The organism is Citrobacter amalonaticus (genome assembly GCF_018252635.1).
Lineage (GTDB): Bacteria > Pseudomonadota > Gammaproteobacteria > Enterobacterales > Enterobacteriaceae > Citrobacter_A > Citrobacter_A amalonaticus_E.
This window is the reverse complement of record NZ_JAGTXM010000005.1, coordinates 125153-147569: the sequence shown is the minus strand read 5'-3', so window position 1 is coordinate 147569 and position 22417 is coordinate 125153. Positions and strand designations below refer to the sequence as shown.

Here is a 22417-nt window from a genome sequence, read left to right as displayed (position 1 = left end):
GAGAATGTTGCGTAAATCAGGAAACTGGCGCGCAAAAAGCAATAATCTGGCGTAAAAAGTGTGACAAAGACTACGTCGCGTAGCGGCGACGTGTATAATAAGCCCGTATGTAGGTTCATTTTCGATAATCACATACGTAAGATACTCATGGCTCAAGGCACGCTTTATATTGTTTCAGCCCCCAGTGGCGCGGGTAAATCCAGCCTGATTCAGGCTTTGTTGAAAACCCAACCGTTGTATGACACCCAGGTTTCTGTTTCGCACACTACGCGCGCTCCGCGCCCGGGTGAGGTTCACGGTGAACATTATTTCTTCGTGGATCATGCCGAATTCAGAGCCATGATTAGCAACGACGCGTTTCTGGAACACGCAGAAGTTTTTGGCAATTATTACGGCACCTCGCGTGAAGCCATTGAGCAAGTGCTGGCCTCCGGGGTAGATGTCTTTCTGGATATCGACTGGCAGGGCGCGCAACAAATTCGCAAGAAGATGCCGCATGCGCGCAGTATCTTTATTTTGCCGCCGTCAAAACTTGAACTGGACCGCCGCTTGCGGGGTCGTGGACAGGATAGCGAAGAGGTGATTGCAAAACGTATGGCGCAAGCGGTTGCAGAAATGAGCCATTACGCCGAATATGATTATCTTATTGTGAATGATGACTTCGACACCGCCCTGAGCGATCTGAAAACCATCATTCGCGCCGAACGTCTGCGCATGAGCCGCCAAAAGCAGCGTCATGACGCTTTAATCAGCAAACTGTTGGCAGACTGAACCCACTTTCAGTATCATGCCCAGTCATTTCTTCACCTGTGGAGCATTTTAAGTATGGCACGCGTAACTGTTCAGGACGCTGTAGAGAAAATTGGTAACCGTTTTGACCTGGTACTGGTCGCCGCGCGTCGCGCTCGTCAGATGCAGGTAGGCGGAAAGGATCCGCTCGTACCGGAAGAAAACGATAAAACTACCGTAATTGCGCTGCGTGAAATCGAAGAAGGTCTGATCAACAACCAGATCCTCGACGTCCGTGAGCGCCAAGAACAGCAAGAGCAGGAAGCCGCTGAATTACAAGCCGTAACCGCAATTGCTGAAGGTCGTCGTTAATCACAAAGCGGGTCGCCCTTGTATCTGTTTGAAAGTCTGAATCAGCTGATTCAACACTACCTGCCGGAAGACCAGATCAAACGTCTTCGGCAGGCGTATCTCGTTGCACGTGACGCTCACGAGGGCCAGACACGTTCAAGCGGTGAACCTTATATCACGCACCCTGTCGCTGTAGCCTGCATTCTGGCCGAAATGAAACTCGACTATGAAACGCTGATGGCTGCGCTACTGCATGACGTGATCGAAGATACTCCCGCCACCTACCAGGACATGGAGCAGCTTTTTGGTAAAAGCGTTGCTGAACTGGTAGAGGGGGTGTCGAAGCTTGATAAACTCAAATTCCGCGATAAGAAAGAGGCGCAGGCCGAAAACTTTCGCAAGATGATTATGGCGATGGTGCAGGATATCCGCGTCATTCTCATCAAACTCGCTGACCGTACCCACAACATGCGCACGCTGGGCTCGTTACGCCCGGACAAACGCCGTCGCATCGCCCGTGAAACCCTCGAAATCTATAGCCCGCTGGCGCACCGTTTAGGTATTCATCACATTAAAACCGAACTCGAAGAGCTGGGTTTTGAGGCGCTATACCCGAACCGTTATCGCGTGATTAAAGAGGTGGTTAAAGCCGCTCGCGGCAACCGTAAAGAGATGATCCAAAAAATCCTCTCTGAAATCGAAGGGCGGCTACAGGAAGCGGGAATTCCATGTCGTGTTAGCGGTCGTGAGAAGCACCTCTATTCCATCTATTGCAAGATGGTGCTTAAAGAGCAGCGGTTCCATTCAATCATGGATATCTATGCGTTCCGCGTCATCGTCCATGACGCCGATACCTGTTATCGCGTGCTCGGTCAGATGCACAGCCTCTATAAACCGCGTCCTGGACGGGTAAAAGATTATATCGCCATTCCGAAAGCGAACGGCTATCAGTCTTTGCACACGTCGATGATCGGTCCGCACGGCGTTCCGGTTGAGGTCCAGATCCGTACAGAAGATATGGATCAGATGGCGGAAATGGGGGTTGCGGCGCACTGGGCTTATAAAGAGCACGGCGAAACCAGCACCACCGCGCAGATTCGAGCCCAGCGCTGGATGCAAAGCCTGCTGGAACTGCAACAAAGCGCAGGTAGCTCGTTTGAATTTATCGAGAGCGTGAAATCCGATCTTTTCCCGGATGAGATTTACGTTTTCACACCGGAAGGGCGCATTGTCGAGCTGCCTGCCGGTGCCACCCCCGTCGACTTTGCTTATGCGGTGCATACCGATATTGGCCATGCCTGCGTGGGCGCACGCGTCGACAGACAGCCTTACCCGCTGTCACAGCCGCTGACCAGCGGTCAGACGGTCGAAATCATTACCGCGCCGGGCGCACGTCCGAACGCGGCATGGCTTAACTTTGTCGTCAGTTCAAAAGCCCGCGCCAAAATCCGCCAACTGCTGAAGAACCTCAAACGCGATGATTCCGTCAGTCTGGGACGTCGCCTGCTCAACCATGCGTTGGGGGGGAGTCGTAAACTGGCCGAGATCCCGCAAGAGAGTATCCAGCGTGAGCTTGAACGGATGAAACTTGCGACGCTTGACGACCTGCTGGCAGAAATCGGCCTCGGCAATGCCATGAGCGTGGTGGTGGCGAAAAATCTGCAACAGGGTGATACCTCAGCTATCCAGCCTGCGGTGCCCGGCCACGGTCATTTGCCTATCAAAGGCGCAGATGGCGTGCTGATCACCTTTGCGAAGTGCTGTCGTCCGATTCCAGGCGATCCGATCATTGCCCACGTCAGTCCGGGTAAAGGTCTGGTCATCCACCATGAATCCTGCCGTAACATCCGTGGTTACCAGAAAGAGCCAGAGAAGTTTATGGCGGTGGAATGGGACAAAGAGACGGAGCAGGAATTCATCACCGAAATCAAAGTGGATATGTTTAACCACCAGGGTGCACTGGCGAATCTCACGGCGGCGATCAACACCACGACGTCTAATATTCAGAGCCTGAATACTGAAGAAAAAGATGGTCGCGTCTACAGCGCCTTTATTCGTCTTACCGCGCGCGACCGTGTCCATCTGGCGAACATCATGCGTAAAATCCGCGTGATGCCAGACGTAATAAAAGTCACCCGTAACCGAAATTAGTCAAATGAATGCACAGCGTTATGCCCGCATTTGCGAAATGCTCGCCAGGCGCCAGCCGGACCTGACCGTCTGCATGGAGCAGGTTCACAAACCTCATAACGTTTCTGCGATTATTCGTACCGCAGATGCCGTCGGCGTCCACGAAGTACACGCCGTCTGGCCGGGTAGCCGAATGCGCACCATGGCTTCAGCCGCGGCGGGCAGCAACAGTTGGGTGCAGGTGAAAACCCACCGCACAATTGGCGATGCCGTCACGCATCTAAAAGGTCGGGGCATGCAGGTTCTGGCAACCCATCTCTCTGATAGCGCAGTCGATTTCCGCGAAATCGATTATACGCGCCCGACCTGTATCCTGATGGGGCAGGAGAAAACCGGTATTACCCGGGAAGCGCTGGACCTGGCGGATCGGGATATCATCATCCCCATGATCGGCATGGTTCAGTCGCTTAACGTTTCCGTTGCCTCTGCGTTGATTCTGTATGAAGCACAGCGGCAACGGCAGAACGCCGGTATGTATCTGCGCGAAAACAGCATGTTGCCGGAAGACGAACAGCAGCGCCTGTTGTTTGAAGGCGGCTATCCGGTGCTGGCAAAAGTCGCCAGGCGCAAAGGGCTGCCCTATCCGCATATCAATCAACAAGGTGCGATTGAAGCCGATGACGCCTGGTGGTCCACCATGCAGGCGGCGAAGTAAATCATGCGTGGGCGCCTGTTAGATGCTGTCCCGCTCAGTTCACTAACGGGCGTTGGCGCAGCGCAAAGCAGCAAACTGGCGAAAATTGGTCTGCACACCGTGCAGGACCTGCTGTTACACCTTCCTCTGCGTTATGAAGACCGCACCCAACTCTATCCCATTGGTGAACTGCTGCCGGGCGTTTACGCTACCGTCGAAGGGGAAGTACTGAACTGTAACATCACCTTCGGGGGTCGCCGGATGATGACCTGTCAGATCAGCGACGGTTCCGGTATCCTGACAATGCGCTTTTTCAACTTCAGCGCGGCGATGAAAAACAGCCTCGCAACCGGGCGACGCGTACTGGCATATGGCGAAGCGAAGCGTGGGAAGTACGGCGCAGAGATGATTCACCCGGAATACCGTGTTCAGGGCGATCTCAGTACACCAGAGTTGCAGGAAACCCTTACCCCGGTTTATCCCACGACCGAAGGCATCAAGCAGGCGACGCTGCGCAAGCTCACCGATCAGGCGCTGGATCTGCTGGATACCTGCGCCATTGCCGAACTCCTGCCGCCGGAATTGTTGCAGGGCATGCTCAGCCTGCCTGAAGCGCTCCGCACGCTGCATCGCCCACCGCCGACGCTGCAGTTAAGCGATCTCGAGACCGGCCAACACCCGGCGCAGCGTCGTCTGATCCTGGAAGAGTTGCTGGCGCATAACCTGAGCATGCTGGCGCTTCGTGCGGGTGCGCAGCGCTTTCATGCCCAACCGCTGAGCACCAATGACACGCTAAAAAATCAACTGTTAGCCTCGCTACCCTTTAAGCCGACCGGCGCGCAAGCGCGCGTGGTAGCGGAAATCGAGCACGATATGGCGCTTGATATTCCCATGATGCGTCTGGTACAGGGTGATGTCGGCTCTGGTAAAACGTTGGTCGCCGCGCTCGCGGCCTTACGGGCAATTGCGCATGGAAAACAGGTCGCGCTGATGGCCCCGACCGAGCTACTGGCGGAGCAGCATGCCAACAACTTCCGTAACTGGTTTGCCCCGCTTGGCATCGAAGTCGGTTGGCTGGCGGGCAAGCAGAAAGGCAAAGCGCGTCTGGCACAACAAGAGGCGATTGCCAGCGGACAGGTACAAATGGTGGTAGGAACGCACGCGATCTTCCAGGAACAGGTGCAGTTCAATGGCCTTGCGCTGGTCATCATCGACGAGCAGCACCGTTTTGGCGTGCATCAGCGCCTCGCGCTGTGGGAGAAAGGTCAGCAGCAGGGTTTCCATCCGCATCAGTTGATCATGACCGCTACGCCTATTCCCCGGACGCTGGCGATGACCGCCTACGCAGATCTTGATACTTCCGTTATTGACGAGCTACCGCCTGGACGTACTCCCGTTACGACGGTTGCCATTCCGGATACGCGGCGCAGTGATATTATTGACCGCGTGCGCAACGCCTGCATGCAGGAAAGCCGCCAGGCCTACTGGGTCTGTACGCTGATTGAAGAATCCGATTTGTTAGAAGCGCAGGCCGCAGAAGCCACGTGGGAAGAGTTGAAACTCGCGCTGCCAGAACTGAACGTCGGTCTGGTCCATGGACGCATGAAGCCTGCCGAGAAACAGGCGGTGATGGCGGCGTTTAAACAGGGCGAACTGCACCTTCTTGTCGCCACCACGGTGATTGAAGTTGGCGTGGATGTCCCTAATGCCAGTCTGATGATCATTGAAAATCCGGAACGTCTCGGTCTGGCACAGTTACATCAGCTACGTGGGCGCGTAGGGCGTGGCGCGGTGGCGTCGCATTGCGTACTACTCTATAAGTCACCGTTATCGAAAACGGCGCAGAAACGCTTGCAGGTGCTACGCGACAGCAGCGATGGCTTTGTGATTGCGCAAAAAGATCTCGAAATTCGCGGGCCGGGCGAGTTGCTGGGTACGCGGCAGACGGGGAATGCAGAGTTTAAGGTGGCGGATTTACTGCGCGATCAGGCCATTATTCCGGAAGTTCAGCGCATTGCACGCCACATCCATGAACGTTACCCACAAGAGGCAAAAGCGTTGATCGAACGCTGGATGCCAGAAACAGAACGCTATTCTAACGCCTGATGGCGCGCAAAAGCGCGGTGGTTCATCACCACCGCCCCTTCTCATTATTGTGCAAAAATAGGCAACAGCAGATACAGCTTAATCACCAGCGCGTTGACGATGTCGATGAAGAACGCGCCAACCATCGGCACCACCAGAAAGGCCATATGTGAAGGTCCGAACCGCTCGGTAATTGCCTGCATGTTGGCGATTGCCGTCGGCGTCGCCCCCAGCCCAAACCCGCAATGGCCCGCCGCCAGCACGGCCGCATCGTAGTTTTTGCCCATCATCCGCCAGGTCACCACTATCGCGTACAACGCCATAAAAATGGACTGCACCACGAGGATCGCCAGCATCGGCAAGGCCAGTGAAGCCAGTTCCCACAGCTTCAGGCTCATCAGCGCCATGGCCAGAAACAGCGACAGGCTGACGTTCCCGAGCACGGACACCGCGCGCTCAAAGACGCGATAAAAGCCCACCGCCGCCAGGCCGTTACTGACAATCACGCCGACAAACAGCACGCAGACAAACGTAGGCAGCTCAAACACCGTTCCCGCCAACAGTTGCGCAACAATCCGACCAACGGTCAGACAGATAGCGATAAGCGCAATAGTTTCGATCAGTACCAGAGAGGTGATCATGCGCCCGACGTCCGGCTTTTCGAATGCTGTAGGTACCGCCTGGTCGTCAGGCATACCGTCCGGTGTTGTCGAGTGTTTGACCAGGTAGCGCGCAACAGGTCCGCCAATCAGACCGCCGAGGATCAAACCAAACGTTGCACACGCCATCGCCACTTCCGTCGCGTTAGCAAAGCCATAGCGCTCAATAAACAGCTTGCTCCAGGCAGCGCCGGTACCGTGGCCGCCAGACAGCGTGATCGAGCCAGCAATCAGCCCCATCAGTGGATCAAGGCCCAGCAAACTTGCCATCCCAATACCGATGGCATTTTGCATCAGCAGCAATCCCACCACGACAACCAGGAAAATCCCCACCACGCGCCCGCCTGCCCGCAGGCTGGCAATGTTGGCGTTTAAACCGATAGTGGCGAAAAACGCCAGCATCAGCGGGTCGCGCAACGTCATATCGAAGTTTACTTCCCAGCCCATGCTCTTTTTCAGGACCAACAGAGCCAGCGCCACCAGCAAGCCACCGGCAACCGGTTCTGGAATCGTGTATTTCTTGAGGAAGGAGACTGAATGAACCAGTTTTCGCCCCAGTAGCAACGTCAGCGTTGCGGCAACAAGGGTTGATAAGGTATCGAGTTGAAACATACAAAGCTCCTTGAGTACGTCTGAATCAGTTACGCACGATGTCTTATTCCTGCGGATGTTTTTAGCTTTTAATGGTAATTCGGCATGGATTTTAAGCAGAAAAGAGGGAAAGGTTATATAAAAATGTGATTTTATCTATTTTAAATATTAAGATTCCCCACTCGCAAACGTTTGCTTTTACCATCTGGTCAGATAAAATGCCCGCTTTGCCACCACGGGATTATCATTGATGTCTGTTAACACCCTCGAGTCGGAAAATGCGCAACCGGTTGCGCAGACTCAAAACAGCGAACTGATTTATCGTCTTGAAGATCGCCCGCCGCTTCCGCAAACCCTGTTTGCCGCCTGTCAGCACCTGCTGGCGATGTTCGTTGCGGTCATTACGCCGGCGCTGCTCATTTGTCAGGCGCTGGGGTTACCGGCTCAGGATACTCAACATATTATCAGTATGTCGCTGTTCGCCTCTGGGGTGGCCTCCATTATTCAGATTAAAGCGTGGGGGCCGGTGGGTTCAGGGTTGTTATCGATTCAGGGCACCAGTTTTAACTTCGTGGCGCCGCTGATAATGGGCGGCACCGCACTGAAAACCGGCGGCGCAGACGTCCCCACCATGATGGCGGCGCTGTTTGGCACCCTGATGCTGGCCAGTTGCACGGAGATGGTGCTCTCCCGGATCCTGCATCTCGCACGTCGTATCATCACTCCGCTGGTCTCGGGCGTCGTGGTGATGATTATCGGTCTGTCGCTGATTCAGGTGGGGCTGACGTCTATCGGCGGTGGTTATGCCGCGATGAGCGACAACACATTCGGCGCGCCCAAAAACCTGATGCTGGCAGGCGTGGTGCTGCTGCTGATTATTCTGCTCAACCGTCAGCGTAACCCGTATCTGCGCGTGGCCTCACTGGTTATCGCCATGGCCGCAGGCTATGCGCTGGCATGGTTTATGGGTATGCTGCCGGAAAACAGCGCACCAGCCTCCCAGGAGCTGATCATGGTGCCGACGCCGTTGTACTACGGTCTGGGCATTGACTGGAACCTGCTGCTGCCGCTGATGCTGGTATTTATGATTACCTCGCTGGAAACCATCGGCGATATCACCGCAACGTCCGACGTTTCCGAACAGCCCGTTTCTGGCCCGCTGTATATGAAACGTCTGAAGGGGGGAGTGCTGGCGAACGGCCTGAACTCCTTCGTCTCTGCGGTTTTTAACACCTTCCCGAACTCCTGTTTCGGACAGAACAACGGGGTCATTCAGTTAACCGGCGTGGCCAGTCGCTACGTGGGCTTCGTAGTTGCGCTGATGCTGATCGTACTCGGTCTGTTCCCGGCAGTGAGTGGTTTTGTACAGCATATTCCTGAGCCGGTGCTCGGCGGCGCTACGCTGGTCATGTTTGGGACTATCGCGGCGTCTGGCGTGCGCATTGTTTCCCGCGAACCATTGAACCGCCGCGCGATCCTGATTATTGCGCTGTCGCTGGCTGTTGGTCTTGGCGTCTCTCAGCAGCCGCTGATCCTACAGTTCGCGCCAGACTGGGTGAAAAACCTGCTCTCTTCTGGTATTGCTGCGGGTGGGATCACCGCTATCGTACTGAACCTGATTTTCCCGCCTGAAAAGCAGTAAACGCAATGCGACGGTGATTCAAATTCACCGTCGCTATCATACTCTTTCACGATTCCTGCCTTGAGGATTGCGCGTAAATCGTGCATAACTCAACTATGTGCCCTTCGCAGGATGGAAGACCATGAAATTTATTGGAAAGCTGATTCTCTACGTGCTGATCGCCCTTCTGGTGGTGATTCTCGGCCTCTATTTCCTGCTGCAAACGCGCTGGGGCGCAGAACACATCAGCGCCTGGGTATCGGAGCACAGCGACTATCGATTATCCTTTGAGGCGATGGACCATCGTTTTTCCTCTCCTTCGCATATCCTGCTGAAAAACGTCACCTTTGGCCGCGACGGTCAACCCGCTACGCTCGTGGCAAAAGCAGTCGATATTGGCCTGAGCACGCGTCAACTGACACATCCGCGGCATGTCGATACGATCCTGCTGCAAAACGGTACCCTGAATTTTTCTCCTCAGACGGCGCCGCTTCCCTTCCAGGCGGACCGCCTGCAGTTGCAGGATATGGCATTTAATAGCCCGGGTAGCGAGTGGGATCTGAGCGCTCAGCGGGTGAATGGTGGCATCATTCCCTGGCTGCCCGAAGCTGGAAAAGTACTCGGCAGCAAAGCGCAGATTCAGCTCAGCGCCGGTTCTTTGACACTCAATGACGTTCCTGCTGCCAACGTCCTGATTGAAGGCAGTATTGATAACGAACAGGTGACATTAAGCAATATCGGCGCGGATATCGCACGCGGTGCCTTAACCGGCGTAGCAAAACGTCATGCAGACGGCAGTTGGATGGTGGAAAATCTGCGCCTGAACGACATCCGACTGCAAAGCGACAAATCGCTGGCAGACTTTTTCGCGCCGCTTAACACCATTCCATCGTTACAGATTAATCGCCTTGAGGTCACTGACGCGCGCCTTCAGGGGCCGGACTGGGCGGTCACCGACCTTGACCTTAGCTTGCGCAATCTGACTTTCAGCAAAGACGACTGGCAGACGCAGGAAGGCAAACTGTCGATGAATGCCAGCGAGTTCATTTTTGGCTCGTTGCACCTGTTCGACCCTATTCTGAATGCCGAGTTTTCGCCGCAAGGTATCGCGCTGCGCCAGTTCACTACCCGCTGGGAAGGCGGCATGGTCAGGACTTCCGGCAACTGGCTGCGAGAAGGTAAAGCCCTTGTCCTTGATGACGCAGCCCTCGCGGGCGTAGAGTACACTCTGCCGGAAAACTGGAAACAGCGCTGGATGCAACCACTGCCGTCATGGTTGAACAGCCTGACGCTGAAGAAATTTACTGCCAGCCGCAATCTGCTGATTGATATCGACCCGGCATTCCCATGGCAGTTGACTGCGCTGGATGGTTATGGCGCGAATCTGGGACTGGTTCAGAACCAGAAATGGGGCGTCTGGAGCGGAAATGTGACCCTGAATGCCGCCGCTGCCACCTTCAACCGCGTCGACGTGCGCCGTCCCTCCTTGTCTTTAGCAGCCAACGCCAACACGGTGAACATCAGTGAACTGAGCGCCTTTACGGAAAGGGGAATTCTGGAAGCGACCGCCAGCGTGTCCCAGTTGCCGCCGCGCCAGACACAGGTCAGCCTCAATGGTCGCGGCGTCCCGGTAAACGTTCTACAGCAATGGGGATGGCCGGCATTACCGATCGCCGGTGACGGTAATATCCAGCTGACGGCCAGCGGAACGGTGCAGGCAGACGCGCCTCTCAAACCCACAGTGAATGGACAATTGCACGCCGTGAATGCGGATAAACAGCAGGTCACGCAAACTATGCAGGGCGGAGTTGTCTCCGCAGGTGAAGTGACGTCGACCGAACCGGCTCCCGTTTCCCCCGCGCCCGTTACGCCATAATCTCCTCTTCCGCTCCCGGATATCTTCGGTCCAGGAGCGTTCTCGGCCTGAAACGAAACAGGTATTCATTTATCGGCTATTTGTGCCTATTTTCCGCAACAGGTTTTCATCCCCACCGGGAGTTGTTATAACGATTACGTTGGAAGTCTTATTTAATAATTACAAACACCCTACATAAAATAAAGGAATAGCCATGTCTGTAATACGTCAACGTATTCTGGCGGATATGCAAAGATTCTCCAGAGCAATGATCGGGGCGGTCTTGTTCTTACCTGTTATCGGCTTAATTCTGGCATTAAGCTCAATATTAACTAACCCGACGCTTATTTCCGAAACCAGTTTTTTACATCAAATAGGTCAACTTCTCGGTGATACCTTCTGGCCATTATTTGGCAACCTGGGACTGCTTTTCTGTGTCGGCATCAGCTATGGTCTGGCGAAAGATAAAAAAACCGAAGTCGCGCTGGTTGCCGTCATGTGCTTTATTATGTTTTTGGGCGCTAACCACTCCTGGCTGGAATATACTCACGGCATCGCTGAAAAGGTCAACGGCGAATATTATGGCACCGGACAAACGCAAATTTTAGGTTTTGTCGTTGTTGATATGGGGATCTTTTTAGGGATCATTCTCGGCTGCACCATTGCCTGGGTTCATAATAAAGTCTCTGAAATAGAGCTGCCGGGCGCACTCTCGATGTACGGCGGAGCAAAACTAACCTTAATCGCGATGACGCCGGTGATCCTTTTTTACGCCATTGCCTTTACCTGGTTCTGGCCGTTTATCACACACGGCATCGCGGCATTAACCAGCTTCATGAAAAACGCCGGGGTGGCAGGCGTCTTCGTGTACGGCTTCTTTGAAAAATTCCTGATCCCAACAGGGCTGCACCACTTCGTCTGGTCTCCATTCCAGTTGACCCAGATTGGCGGTACCCTCAACGTTGACGGGCAGGTGGTGTCCGGGACGCAGGCCATTTTCCTGGCCTATATGCGCCACCCGGATCTCACGCCGGTGATGAACGAAGCACTGCGTTTTTCCCAGCAGGGAATGACGACTATCTTTGGCCTCTCCGGTGCGGCATTGGCGTTCTACCACACCGCCACGCCGGAGAAGAAAATGATGGCGAAGGCAATTCTGCTGCCCGCGATTATTACCTCTATTCTGACCGGCATTACCGAACCGATTGAATTTACGTTCTTATTTATTTCGCCACTGTTGTGGTTGATTCACGCCACGCTGACCGCCGCCTCCCAGGCGATTTGCGATCTGCTGACGGTTCGCCCGTGGGGCGCGTCCGGACTCATTGAGTTTCTGATCTATAACCTGCCGCTGCCGGCAGCCCTCACCCGCTGGCCGCTTTACGTTCTGATCGGTATCGGGCAATTCGCCGCGTACTACGTGATTTTCCGTACGCTGGTCATCAGGCTGAACCTGAAAACGCCGGGACGCGAAGATGATGGCGAAGTGAAACTCTATAGCAAAGAAGATTATCGCAATAAAAAGGCCAATGCCGGTCAGGCCGTCACCGATGAGATTATTAAGGGCTTAGGCGGCAAAGAGAACATTATTTCTGTTGATAACTGTTTTACCCGATTACGCGTCGCGCTCCATCATCCCGACAAAATTGATGAAGCCCTATTAAAAACTACCGGCGCCAATGGCGTAGTGCGTAATCAAAATGAAGTTCAGGTTATTTACGGTGTGAGGGTTGGACAGGTTCGATCCCGGGTAGATAACTGGCTGGCAAATAATTAATCAGGAGTTGTTATGAAATTAACTGTATTAGGCGGAGGCGGTGTTCGTTCCGCATTCCTGGCGAAATCTCTGGCCTATAATGCGCATCGAATTGGTTTACAAGAAGTGGTATTCCTCGATAACGCAGAAGATAACCTGAAAATTTTCGGCGAAATCGCCCGTTATGTTTTTGCCACAATTCGACCTGATATTCGTTTCAGCCTGACGACGGATCCGGTATCCGCCTTAAAGAACAGTAATTATGTCATCACCACGCTGCGTGTCGGCGGCGATGAAAGTCGCGTGCGCGACGAACGTATTGCGCTGAACCACAATACATTAGGTCAGGAGACCACCGGGGCAGGCGGTTTTGCGATGGCGATGCGCTCAATTCCCGCCATTCTCAATTACTGTCGTCTGATTGAAGAGCATGCCGCTCCCGATGCCATTTTGTTCAACTTTACTAACCCTTCCGGGCTGGTTACCGAGGCTATTATAAAATCCGGGTTTAAACGTCGGGTTTACGGCATTTGCGATGCGCCATCAGAGCTGATTCGCGAGCTGCCTGCCATCCTCAACTGCGACGAAGCGGATTTGAAGGTGGAATGCTATGGTCTGAACCACTTCTCCTGGTTTACCCATTTCACCGTGAAAGGCGAAGACGTAACCGACACACTGGTGAGCGACCCGGAACTGTACAGCAAAACGGCGATGCAGTACTTCTCACCGGAGCTGGTTCAGCTTTGCGATAAGCAATTGCTGAATGAATATCTCTATTACTACTACTATCGCGAAGTGGCGCTGAAAGCGATTCAGGATGCGCCGGAAACCCGCGGTGAAGCCATCGCGCGGATCAACAAGGAAATGCGCCAGGAACTGCAGAATGTTGATGCGCAGGCAAACCCGGAAGCCGCCTTTGATATCTGGATGAAACACTACCTGCGCCGCGAAAATAGCTATATGCAGAATGAGTCGCATCAGGAAAAATTCAACACCCGCACGCCGCTAACACTGCAACAGTTTATTGAAGAACCGGATAGCGGTGGCTACGCAGGGGTGGCGCTGGATATTCTCGAAGCCGTGAACAGCGCCACCAGCAAACGCATCGTTGTCTCACTGCAAAACAACGACACTCTGGATTTCTTACGCCCGGATGATGTCATTGAGATTAGCTGTGATCTGAGCAAAGAGGGGCTGAAACCTGTGACACCGATCCACGTACCGGACGCGCAGAAAAACATGATCGCCTGTGTGAAAGAGTACGAGCGTCTGGCCGTAGACGCCATCATGCGCAAAGATAAGAGTCTGGCAATTCGCGCGTTAATGGCGCACCCGCTGATTGGCTCCTGGTCGCTGGCCAAACAGCTGGTTAGCGAGTATCTCGATGAAGCGCAGTTTAGCGACTGGAAATGATCGTCCCCGGGGCGTCGACCGACGCCCCGCCCGGATTTTGCAAAAACCACAGTTTCAGCAGATGTTCGAATCCCAGGATGCAGTAACCAAAGAAAGGATTGCTCCAGTAGATATCATCATCAAACTTTTGTGGATCGTGGATGATGACGGCGGTATCTGCCGCCTGGGCCAGCGGGCTTTGATAGTCACCGGTAAAGCAAACCAGGTCGGTATTTTTTCCTTCCAGCGCTTTGACCCAGTTTAATGCCGAACTGCTGCGACCGGACTTAGACACCAGCCAGATGGAGTCGAATTTTGCAGCCGTTTTTTGTTCCAGTATTTCGTAGTCTGGCCAAAGTGCCAGACTGGCATTCACGCCAATCACCAGGAATTTATTATAAATATATTGTGCAATCAGTTGAGAGAAGCCGCTACCATGAATAAGAATACGATCATGCTGTAGCCGATTTAATAGCAACGCCAGGTTTTCGGCAGGCTGGATATTCATAAAGTTAATATCATTTGTCACATCAAGTTTTGGCATTGTGATATTAAACTTAATGAAGTACACCAACTCCAGCCAGCCGCTAAACTTGAGCTTTTTTGCCAGTCGAACCAGTGAGGACGGATTACTGTAACAGCGCTCCGCCACGGTGCGAATGCCCTCACGAATGCATTGCTCTGGGTTATTCTGAATAAAGCGCAGTACGTTGACTTCTGTCTTACTTAATTTTACATCACGAAATACATTTTCCAGTTCCATTTTCCGCTCCTGTGAGTGCAAAATAAATTTACCATTTTTAAAAGTAAACGGTCTGTGCAACAGGTCACTACATCACAATTTCATATTAAAAAAAGAAATGAATAAAAACCTAACATTACTCGCGATGATATTTTTCTTGTGGGGAAATATCACGGCCATTAACAGCGTACTGATCATATTTTTCTATCAGTATTTCCATCTTTCATGGTCGCAGTCTATTTTCATTACCGTTATTTTTTACGTTGCCCCTTTTCTGACCTGCCTGCCCTGCTCAATGCTAATTGATCGCCAGGGATACCGTAAGGTACTACTGCTATCGCTAACGTTGTCGGTTGTGGGATGTCTGATGTTCGCCCTGGCATTGCAACTGGATTCTTTCGCCCTGTCACTGCTGGCGATGTTTGTTGTGGCGACTGGCGTGGCGGCGATGCAGGTCGTCGCCAATCCTTATCTGACGTTGCTCAGCGCACCGCACAAACGGATCGGCAATCTGTGCCTGGCCTCCGCCGTTAATTCGCTGGGTACAACGCTTGCCCCCATGCTGGTTGCGCTGCTCCTGGCGTGTTCCCCCGTCGACATTCTGGCGCGTGAAGAGCCCATCAGTGCGCTTTGGCTTTGCCTCGCCTGCTTTTCGCTGGCATTGATTGCAGGGGTTTTCTGGATCCGCCTGCCGGAAGTGGCGCGCCCGGAAAAAGCCGTGTCGGGGACGCAGAAAGCCTGGAAGAACAGAGAACTGTTATTCAGCGTGGCGGCGATCTTTATCTATGTCGGCGTCGAAGTGAGCCTTGCGACCAGCCTGGTAAAATATCTCATCACCATCGGCGGCTGGAGCACCACTGTTGCGATGTCGCTGGTCTCTTTTTACTGGGGAGGCGCGCTGGCAGGTCGTTTTCTTTATGGTTTTCTCGCCGACAAAACAGGTAACTACACGCCGTTTCTCGTGGCAACGCTGGCCTGTGCAACGGCGGTGATCATGGCGATATGGCTGAACAATACCACCGGCGGTTATCTGCTTATCCTGACCGGCTTAGGGAACTCAATTCTGTATCCGATTATCTTCGGACACACCATCAACAAAAATCCGGCGATCGCCAATATTTCTGCCGCAGCAATGGTGATGGCCGGGATTGGTGGTGCGGTTATTCCCTTGCTGCAGGCTGCCTGCATTGACGGACTTAATCTCCGGTTCAGCTTTTTACTACCGGTCGTGCTGTATCTGCTGCTGGCGCTGTGGGGGCGGCTGAATCTCCGCCCCCTCGCTACATCAGCTCAAAGCGAAATGACGATCTCATGACTTTGCGGCGTCACCACCACACCCGGTTCGCTTCCCCGGTGTGAAGCGCCGCGAATACCGCTAATCTGCGCGATGTTACGCAGGCACAGCGTCCAGTCGCGCGCATCACCCTTGCCCGTCACGGTAAGGGTGTTGCCCTTGCGCTTAGCGGTCAGTGTAAAGGCAACCGAACCGTCAGCCGCAGGGACTTCGCACACGGCTTCGCGTCCCTCGTCGAGAGCGAACAACTGAAAGGCGGTGCCTTCGTTCCACGCATAATCCGGCTTTTGATTATTACTGCCCAGCGCCAGCAGAGTGTTATCACGCACGTACACCGGCAGACTCAGGAAGTCATGCTGCTGTTTGTGCCAGCGACTGCCCTGTACTTCGTCGTTGCGCCACAGATGGGTCCAGCGTCCTTCCGGCAGGTAAAACTGCACATCCCCCGTTTCCGAGAACACTGGTGCCACCATCACAGAATCACCCAGCATATACTGACGGTCGAGATAATCGCATGCCGGATCGTCCGGGAACTCTAGCATCATGGCGCGCATCATCGGCGTGCCCCGTTCGTGCGCACGAACCGCCTCCCGGTACAGATACGGCATCATGCGGCACTTCTGCTCGGTGAAGTAGCGCACCACATCGCAGGATTCATCATCATACGCCCAGGGCACACGATAGGATTTACTGCCGTGCAAACGACTGTGGCTGGAGAGCAGACCAAACGCACACCAGCGTTTATAGACGTGTGCCGGCGCGGTATTCTCGAAGCCGCCGATGTCGTGACTCCAGAAACCAAACCCGGACATGCCGATAGACAAGCCGCCGCGCAGGCTTTCCGCCATTGACTCATAGTTGGCGTAACAGTCGCCGCCCCAGTGCACCGGGAATTGCTGTGCGCCCACGGAAGCGGATCGGGCAAACAGCACCGCCTCTTCTTCACCCACGGTCTCTTTCAGTACGTTCCATACCAGTTCGTTGTAGATGTACGCATAATGGTTGTGCATTTTCTGTGGATCGGAACCATCAAACCATTGCACATCAGTTGGGATACGCTCGCCGAAATCGGTCTTGAAGCAGTCCACGCCGATATCCACCAGACCTTTCAGTTTGCTGGCATACCATTCGCAGGCTTGCGGATTGGTGAAATCATAAATCGCCAGCCCCGGCTGCCATTTATCCCATTGCCACAGAGAACCATCCGGGCGCTTCAGCAGATAGCCTTTCTCTTTGAGCTCGCTGAAAATCGGTGATTTCTGTCCAATGTACGGATTGATCCATACGCAAACCTTCAGCCCTTTCTCCTTTAACCGACGAATCATTCCTTCCGGGTCCGGGAACGTCACCGGATCCCATTCGAAATCACACCACTGGAAGGCCTTCATCCAGAAGCAATCGAAGTGGAAGACGTGCAGCGGCAGATTGCGCTTTGCCATGCCATCAATGAAGCGGTTTACCGTTGTTTCATCGTAGTTGGTGGTGAACGAGGTGGTCAGCCACAGGCCAAACGACCAGGCAGGCGGCAGCGCCGGGCGCCCCGTAAGGCGAGTATAGCGGTTCAACACCTCTTTCGGCGTCGGCCCGTCGATCACGAAATATTCAAGATATTCGCCCTCGACGCTGAACTGCACTTTCGACACCTTCTCCGAACCGACTTCGAACGAGACGCACTGCGGATGGTTGACCAGCACGCCGTAGCCACGGTTGGTCAGGTAGAACGGGATATTCTTGTAGGACTGTTCGGTGCTGGTGCCGCCGTCGCGGTTCCAGGTTTCGACCATCTGACCGTTGCGCACCAGGGCGGTAAAGCGCTCGCCCAGTCCATAAACCGTTTCGCCGACACCCAGATCCAGGCGTTCGAACATGTAGTTACGCTGCGTGTTGCTATCCTGGACATAGCCGTTATTCTTCAACTGGCTGCCGGTGATGCGCACGCCATTACGCAGAAAATCCAGCGACCAGAACTCGCCTTTGGTGACGCGCACGCTTAAATTACCGCTTTTCAGCTCAGCAACGTCAGCAGTGTTTTGGATGTCGACCTTCACGTCCTGCAAAACGTTAAGTGGGTAATGCGGACCGTTATCCAGCGCCCCCTGAAAGTGTTCCATGCGCACGCCCACAACCCCTTCCTGCGGCGAAAAGAAACGCAACGTAAACAGTGGAGTATCCAGTTGCCAGGTGCGCTCGCGGACGTCACGCGGCGCGGCATAAACCACCAGTTCGTTACCGTGCTGTTCAACATCAAACACCTGGATCGGATGAAGTAAATTAAGGCCTGGCTGAATCAGCCAGTTTCCGTCACTAATCTTCATGACTCTGTTCCTTTAGTTCTGAAATTCGTTATGCGTATATTCTTGCTGATTACGGCGCGCACCCTGTGCCAGTTGGTCAAGGATATTTCTCAGGTAAGGCGTTTTCAGGGTGTAGAAGCGTTTAGCAATCACGGCGCTCAGCAGGTAGCAGATGGCCGGGACGATCGTGAACAGGGCAATAATGATGCTGATAGTGGCGCTGTTCTGAGTTTTCGCCGCCGCGTCATAGCCACCACCCGCCAACATCCAACCAATAAGCGCGCCACCAAACGCCAGACCCAGCTTGAGCACGAACAGAGTGCCTGCAAAACTGATGCCGGTCAGACGCTTACCGTTGCACCATTCGCCATAATCGACGGTATCGGACATCATCACCCACTGGATCGGCGTCACCAACTGGTGCAACACGCCGATCGCGAAGATGAAGACGAACATGGTGATGTCTGCCTGCATCGGGACAAAGAACATCGCGAGGCTAACCACGGCCAGCGCCGCATTGGTCCACCAGAAGATGCTGACTTTGCATTTCCAGTCGGTGAGGGGTTTTGCCAGTGCGGAGCCAATCAGGTTACCGACACAGTAGGTGGTAAGGAAGGCGACGAATACTTCCGGCCTTCCCAGAATCCAGGTGACGTAATACATCATTGCGCCACCGCGAACGCAGACGGCGAGAATATTGAGGATGGTCAGCAGCCCCACGATCCGCCACTGGTCGTTTTGCCAGATATCGCGCAGATCTTCACGCATCGAGGTGGTGCTCGGCGGCGCTTCCACACGCTCTTTGGTAGTAAAGAAGCAGAACGCCAGCATCAGGAACGCCACCACGGACAACACCGCAATCCCGCCCTGGAAACCCAGCGCTTTGTTATCTCCACCAATGAGATTCACCAGCGGCATCATCAGCACGGTCGAGAGCATTCCGCCCGCCGTCGCCAGCACAAAGCGCCAGGACTGCAGGGAAATACGGTGCGTTGGGTCGCTGGTGATCACTCCACCCAGCGCGCAATACGGGATATTTACCACGGTATAAAGCAGCGTTAACAGCGTATAGGTGACAGCGGCGTAAATCATCTTACCGTTCAGGCTAAGGTCCGGCGTGCTATATGCCAGAACGCAAACGAGGCCAAACGGCAGCGCGCCAAACAGCACCCACGGCCGGAATTTTCCCCAACGAGAACGCGTGCGATCCGCCAACAATCCCATGCACGGGTCTGAAATGGCATCCAGCGCACGCGCTACTAAAAACATGGTGCCGACAAAACCGGCAGGGATGCCGAAAATATCGGTATAAAAAAACATCATATACAGCATGACGTTATCAAAAATGATATGACTGGCAGCGTCGCCCATCCCGTAGCCAATCTTTTCCTTAACAGACAAAATATGAATAGTCATAACGCATCCTTTCGCGCTCTCATGCGCACTGGTACCGGTTACCGCTTTTGTAAACCATTCCCGGTGACGGCGGATATTCCGATATCTCGTTATCAAATTACGATTCTTGTTTTCTGTGATCGTGGTAGCGCCAAAAGATGTGAGTAAATGTAACTAGAGGAATTTATGAGGATTTATATGAAACCGATCATGGTAAGGAGAAAGGGAAGTTAAAAAAGTGAGTGAGGGGGTGTGGAAACGTCTGGAAGTAGCTATAATGCGCCCCGCCTCCATGTAGCAATGCAGGCGCGGAAGATCGTCGTCTCCGGTGAGGCGGCTGGACTTCAAATCCAGTTGGGGCCGCCAGCGGTCCCGGGCAGGTTCGACTCCTGTGATCTTCCGCCAGTTTGCCTCTACTGAATTCTACCAACGTCCACTAATTCCTTATCATACCTGCAACTGAATGCATTTATGCACTCCTTCGGTCAACGCATGTCTTCAGAATCATGTACTTTTAGCACTGCTTTGGCGCGTAAGAAAATAAAAACGGCCCCTTAAACGAGCGGGCCGTGGAACAAAATTAACCTAACACCATTTTGCCGATCATCAGCCCCATCGCCACCGAGACAATCACATTCACCAGGCCAGGACGCATAAAGCTGTGGTTAAGCACGTATTTGCCGATGCGGGTGGTGCCGGTATCGTCGAAGGCCAGCGCCGCGAGGCACTGCCCGGCCACCGGGATAAAAAAGTAGCCGTTGACCGCAGGCCAGGAGCCAATCAGCGCATACGCCGGTAACCCCAGCGCCAGCCCCAGCGGCAGCAGGATCAGGGTAGTCGCCGCCTGGCTGCTGACCATCGCCGAGACAAAGAACATCATGATGGCGATAAGCCAGGTATGCTCCTGCAACAGCACCTGCACTTCGGATTTGATCAGGTCGATATGGCTGCTGACGAAAGTTTCGCTCATCCACGCCAGGCCAAAGGCGCAGACAATAGCCAGCGCACCGGCGCGGAACACGCTGCCGCTGAGGATGTGATCCACTGGCGGGCGGCACAGCAGCACAATCAGGCAGGCAAAGGAGAGCATCACAATCTGGATCGCCGCCGACATTGAGAGCGGTTGCAGCCCTTTGGCGGTTTCAACCAGCGGACGCAGGCCCGGCACCAGCCCCAACAGCACAATCACCACCGCGCCGGTCAGGAACAACAGCACCGAGAGTTTGGCGCGCGGCGCGATTTCAGTGCTGCGCTCCGCTTTGCCGATCGGCTTGAGCAGCCCTTCCGCCAGGCGGCGCTGGTATTCCGGATCGTCCTTCAGCTCCTTGCCTTTATTAAAGGTGGCGATCGCCCCCGCCGCTACACCAATCAGCGTCGCCGGGACACAAATCATCATGATGGTAGAAATAGAGATGCCGAACGGGGCCATCAGGCCGATCATCGCCGCCATGGCCGCAGAGATCGGGCTGGCAGTAATCGCTTGTTGTGATGCAATCACCGAGATCGACAGCGGCCGCTCCGGGCGAATGCCGGAATCCCGCGCGACTTCAGAGATCACCGGTAACAGGCTATACACCACATGCCCGGTACCGGACATAAAGGTGAAGAGATAGCAAATAAACGGTGCCAGCAGCGTGATATAACGCGGATGGCGGCGCAGCATTTTTTCCGCCAGCCGGACTAATAAATCCAGCCCGCCGGACGCCTGCAATGACGATGCCGCTAATACCACAGAGAGAATAATTAAAATAACGTCGATGGGCGGTGATGAGGGCGTCAGGCCAAAACCAAATACCAGAACGCCAACACCAAGGCCGCCAACCATACCTAAAAATACGCCGCCGATACGCGCGCCAAACATCAGGGCTACCAGGATAAAACACAATTCTGTCCAGAACATACTTACCCCCGTATAATGGAGTGAATTCCAGTTATGTTTTTATGTAATCGGTGAAAGGCAATTAGCCGGAATACGGTTTACCAAAACCAAACGCGCCATAATGATGTAAGACCTGGCCTGCGGATTTCCCGCCTGCCGTCATGGCGCGAATAATATCGTCATGGTCCGGTTGGGGTTTATCGCATGTCAGAATGGACAGCATAAAGCCGGTTAAAAAGGCATCGCCCGCGCCGAGGGTATCGACGGGTTGAACATAAACCGGCTGCCATTCGATGAGTTCATCTCCGGCATAGTAATACACTTTTTCATGCCCGCGGGTGGCGATAACATGTTTACAGCCGTAATCGTAAAATTTATAGATTTTATTAATGGTCTCTTCGACCGATAACGCCCCGCAGGAAATAAAACCATAATCCACCCACGGGCAAACCTGTTTGAAATAATCTTCAGCCCCACGTCCGGAAAAATCAAACGACAGGGTGACATTACATTTTTTAATTTTTTCTAATTCCGATTCGAGAAATCCATTAATGCTGGAATGCACCGCATCGAATTGCGCAATATAATCGAGATCGTCGTCGGATAAATGCAGCGGGTTTTCGCGTAATACGCCATTTTTATTACTGGTGACAAATTCTCTGTCGCCATCCACCAGCCGGATACAGGCATAGCCGTTTTCTCCGATATAGTGGCGACAACGCTGACTGTCGATGTTTAGTTCCTGCAACGTATCCTGTACGTGCCGCGCGGCGGCATCGTTGCCGAAAGCGCCGAGAAACGCGCTTTCACAGCCCGCCAGCCGGGCGTACACCGCGAAGTTCAGCGCGTTGCCGCCGGGATACATCACGCCGGAATGTAGATATTTATCAACGACATTATCACCAATGCCAATCACCTTAATGTCCATCATTGTTCCTTGTTGATAGCGA

16 protein-coding genes and 1 tRNA gene are annotated in these 22417 nt (G+C 53.8%); 11 read left to right on the top strand and 6 right to left on the bottom strand.

What is annotated here, in order from left to right:
* Positions 1–147 precede the first annotated feature (147 nt).
* Genes gmk through recG form a run of 5 tightly spaced genes read left to right on the top strand, consistent with a single transcriptional unit; the run spans position 148 to position 6010 of the window.
* Complete coding sequence (gene gmk, locus KE671_RS16250) at positions 148–771, top strand: guanylate kinase (RefSeq protein WP_206163812.1); 624 nt, start codon at positions 148–150, stop codon at positions 769–771.
* Between the two features lie 54 nt (positions 772–825).
* The gene (gene rpoZ, locus KE671_RS16245; RefSeq protein ID WP_000135058.1) at positions 826–1101 is read left to right on the top strand and encodes a DNA-directed RNA polymerase subunit omega; all 276 of its coding nucleotides are present in this window, start codon (positions 826–828) and stop codon (positions 1099–1101) included.
* Between the two features lie 18 nt (positions 1102–1119).
* Entirely contained in the window at positions 1120–3231 is a 2112-nt protein-coding gene (gene spoT / locus KE671_RS16240) for a bifunctional GTP diphosphokinase/guanosine-3',5'-bis pyrophosphate 3'-pyrophosphohydrolase (protein ID WP_206163811.1), read from the top strand.
* A gap of 4 nt (positions 3232–3235) precedes the next feature.
* A complete protein-coding gene (trmH, locus tag KE671_RS16235; protein ID WP_206163810.1) occupies positions 3236–3925 on the top strand; it encodes a tRNA (guanosine(18)-2'-O)-methyltransferase TrmH in 690 nt (229 codons plus the stop codon).
* 3 nt (positions 3926–3928) lie between these two features.
* Positions 3929–6010, top strand: coding sequence for an ATP-dependent DNA helicase RecG (gene recG, locus KE671_RS16230; protein ID WP_206163809.1), 2082 nt, complete (start codon positions 3929–3931; stop codon positions 6008–6010).
* A gap of 44 nt (positions 6011–6054) precedes the next feature.
* Here recG and gltS read toward each other — a convergent pair whose 3' ends face one another.
* The gene (gltS, locus tag KE671_RS16225; protein WP_206163808.1) at positions 6055–7260 is read right to left on the bottom strand and encodes a sodium/glutamate symporter; all 1206 of its coding nucleotides are present in this window, start codon (positions 7258–7260) and stop codon (positions 6055–6057) included.
* 229 nt (positions 7261–7489) lie between these two features.
* Here gltS and xanP point away from each other — a divergent pair, with 229 nt between their 5' ends.
* From xanP to KE671_RS16205, 4 genes are all read left to right on the top strand, one after another.
* On the top strand, positions 7490–8881 hold the full coding sequence (gene xanP, locus KE671_RS16220; protein ID WP_042323367.1) for a xanthine/proton symporter XanP: 1392 nt from the start codon (positions 7490–7492) through the stop codon (positions 8879–8881).
* A gap of 121 nt (positions 8882–9002) precedes the next feature.
* Positions 9003–10736, top strand: coding sequence for an AsmA family protein (locus KE671_RS16215; protein WP_206163807.1), 1734 nt, complete (start codon positions 9003–9005; stop codon positions 10734–10736).
* A gap of 193 nt (positions 10737–10929) precedes the next feature.
* Positions 10930–12492, top strand: a complete 1563-nt coding sequence (locus tag KE671_RS16210) for a PTS transporter subunit EIIC (protein WP_206163806.1) — start codon at positions 10930–10932, stop codon at positions 12490–12492.
* A 12-nt stretch (positions 12493–12504) separates the two neighbouring features.
* Positions 12505–13884, top strand: a complete 1380-nt coding sequence (locus tag KE671_RS16205; RefSeq protein WP_206163805.1) for a glycoside hydrolase — start codon at positions 12505–12507, stop codon at positions 13882–13884.
* On the opposite strand, the gene KE671_RS16200 is transcribed toward KE671_RS16205, so the two are convergent.
* Entirely contained in the window at positions 13868–14626 is a 759-nt protein-coding gene (locus KE671_RS16200) for a MurR/RpiR family transcriptional regulator (protein ID WP_206163804.1), read from the bottom strand. The two genes, KE671_RS16205 and KE671_RS16200, sit on opposite strands and share 17 nt — an antisense overlap.
* A gap of 97 nt (positions 14627–14723) precedes the next feature.
* On the opposite strand from KE671_RS16200, the gene KE671_RS16195 reads away from it, so the two are divergent.
* On the top strand, positions 14724–15920 hold the full coding sequence (locus tag KE671_RS16195; protein ID WP_206163803.1) for an MFS transporter: 1197 nt from the start codon (positions 14724–14726) through the stop codon (positions 15918–15920).
* On the opposite strand, the gene yicI is transcribed toward KE671_RS16195, so the two are convergent.
* Entirely contained in the window at positions 15896–18214 is a 2319-nt protein-coding gene (gene yicI, locus KE671_RS16190; RefSeq protein ID WP_206163802.1) for an alpha-xylosidase, read from the bottom strand. The genes KE671_RS16195 and yicI overlap by 25 nt on opposite strands.
* A gap of 12 nt (positions 18215–18226) precedes the next feature.
* On the bottom strand, positions 18227–19609 hold the full coding sequence (locus tag KE671_RS16185; protein ID WP_206163801.1) for a glycoside-pentoside-hexuronide family transporter: 1383 nt from the start codon (positions 19607–19609) through the stop codon (positions 18227–18229).
* A 289-nt stretch (positions 19610–19898) separates the two neighbouring features.
* Between KE671_RS16185 and KE671_RS16180 the strand changes: the two genes are divergently transcribed.
* Positions 19899–19993: transfer RNA gene (locus tag KE671_RS16180), tRNA-Sec, on the top strand.
* 175 nt (positions 19994–20168) lie between these two features.
* Here the strand turns inward: KE671_RS16180 and KE671_RS16175 are convergent.
* A complete protein-coding gene (locus tag KE671_RS16175) occupies positions 20169–21488 on the bottom strand; it encodes an anaerobic C4-dicarboxylate transporter family protein (protein ID WP_206163800.1) in 1320 nt (439 codons plus the stop codon).
* Positions 21489–21549: 61 nt separating this feature from the next.
* Positions 21550–22395: a fructoselysine 6-kinase gene (locus KE671_RS16170; protein WP_206164037.1), complete on the bottom strand. Its 846-nt coding sequence runs from the start codon at positions 22393–22395 to the stop codon at positions 21550–21552.
* Positions 22396–22417 lie beyond the last annotated feature (22 nt).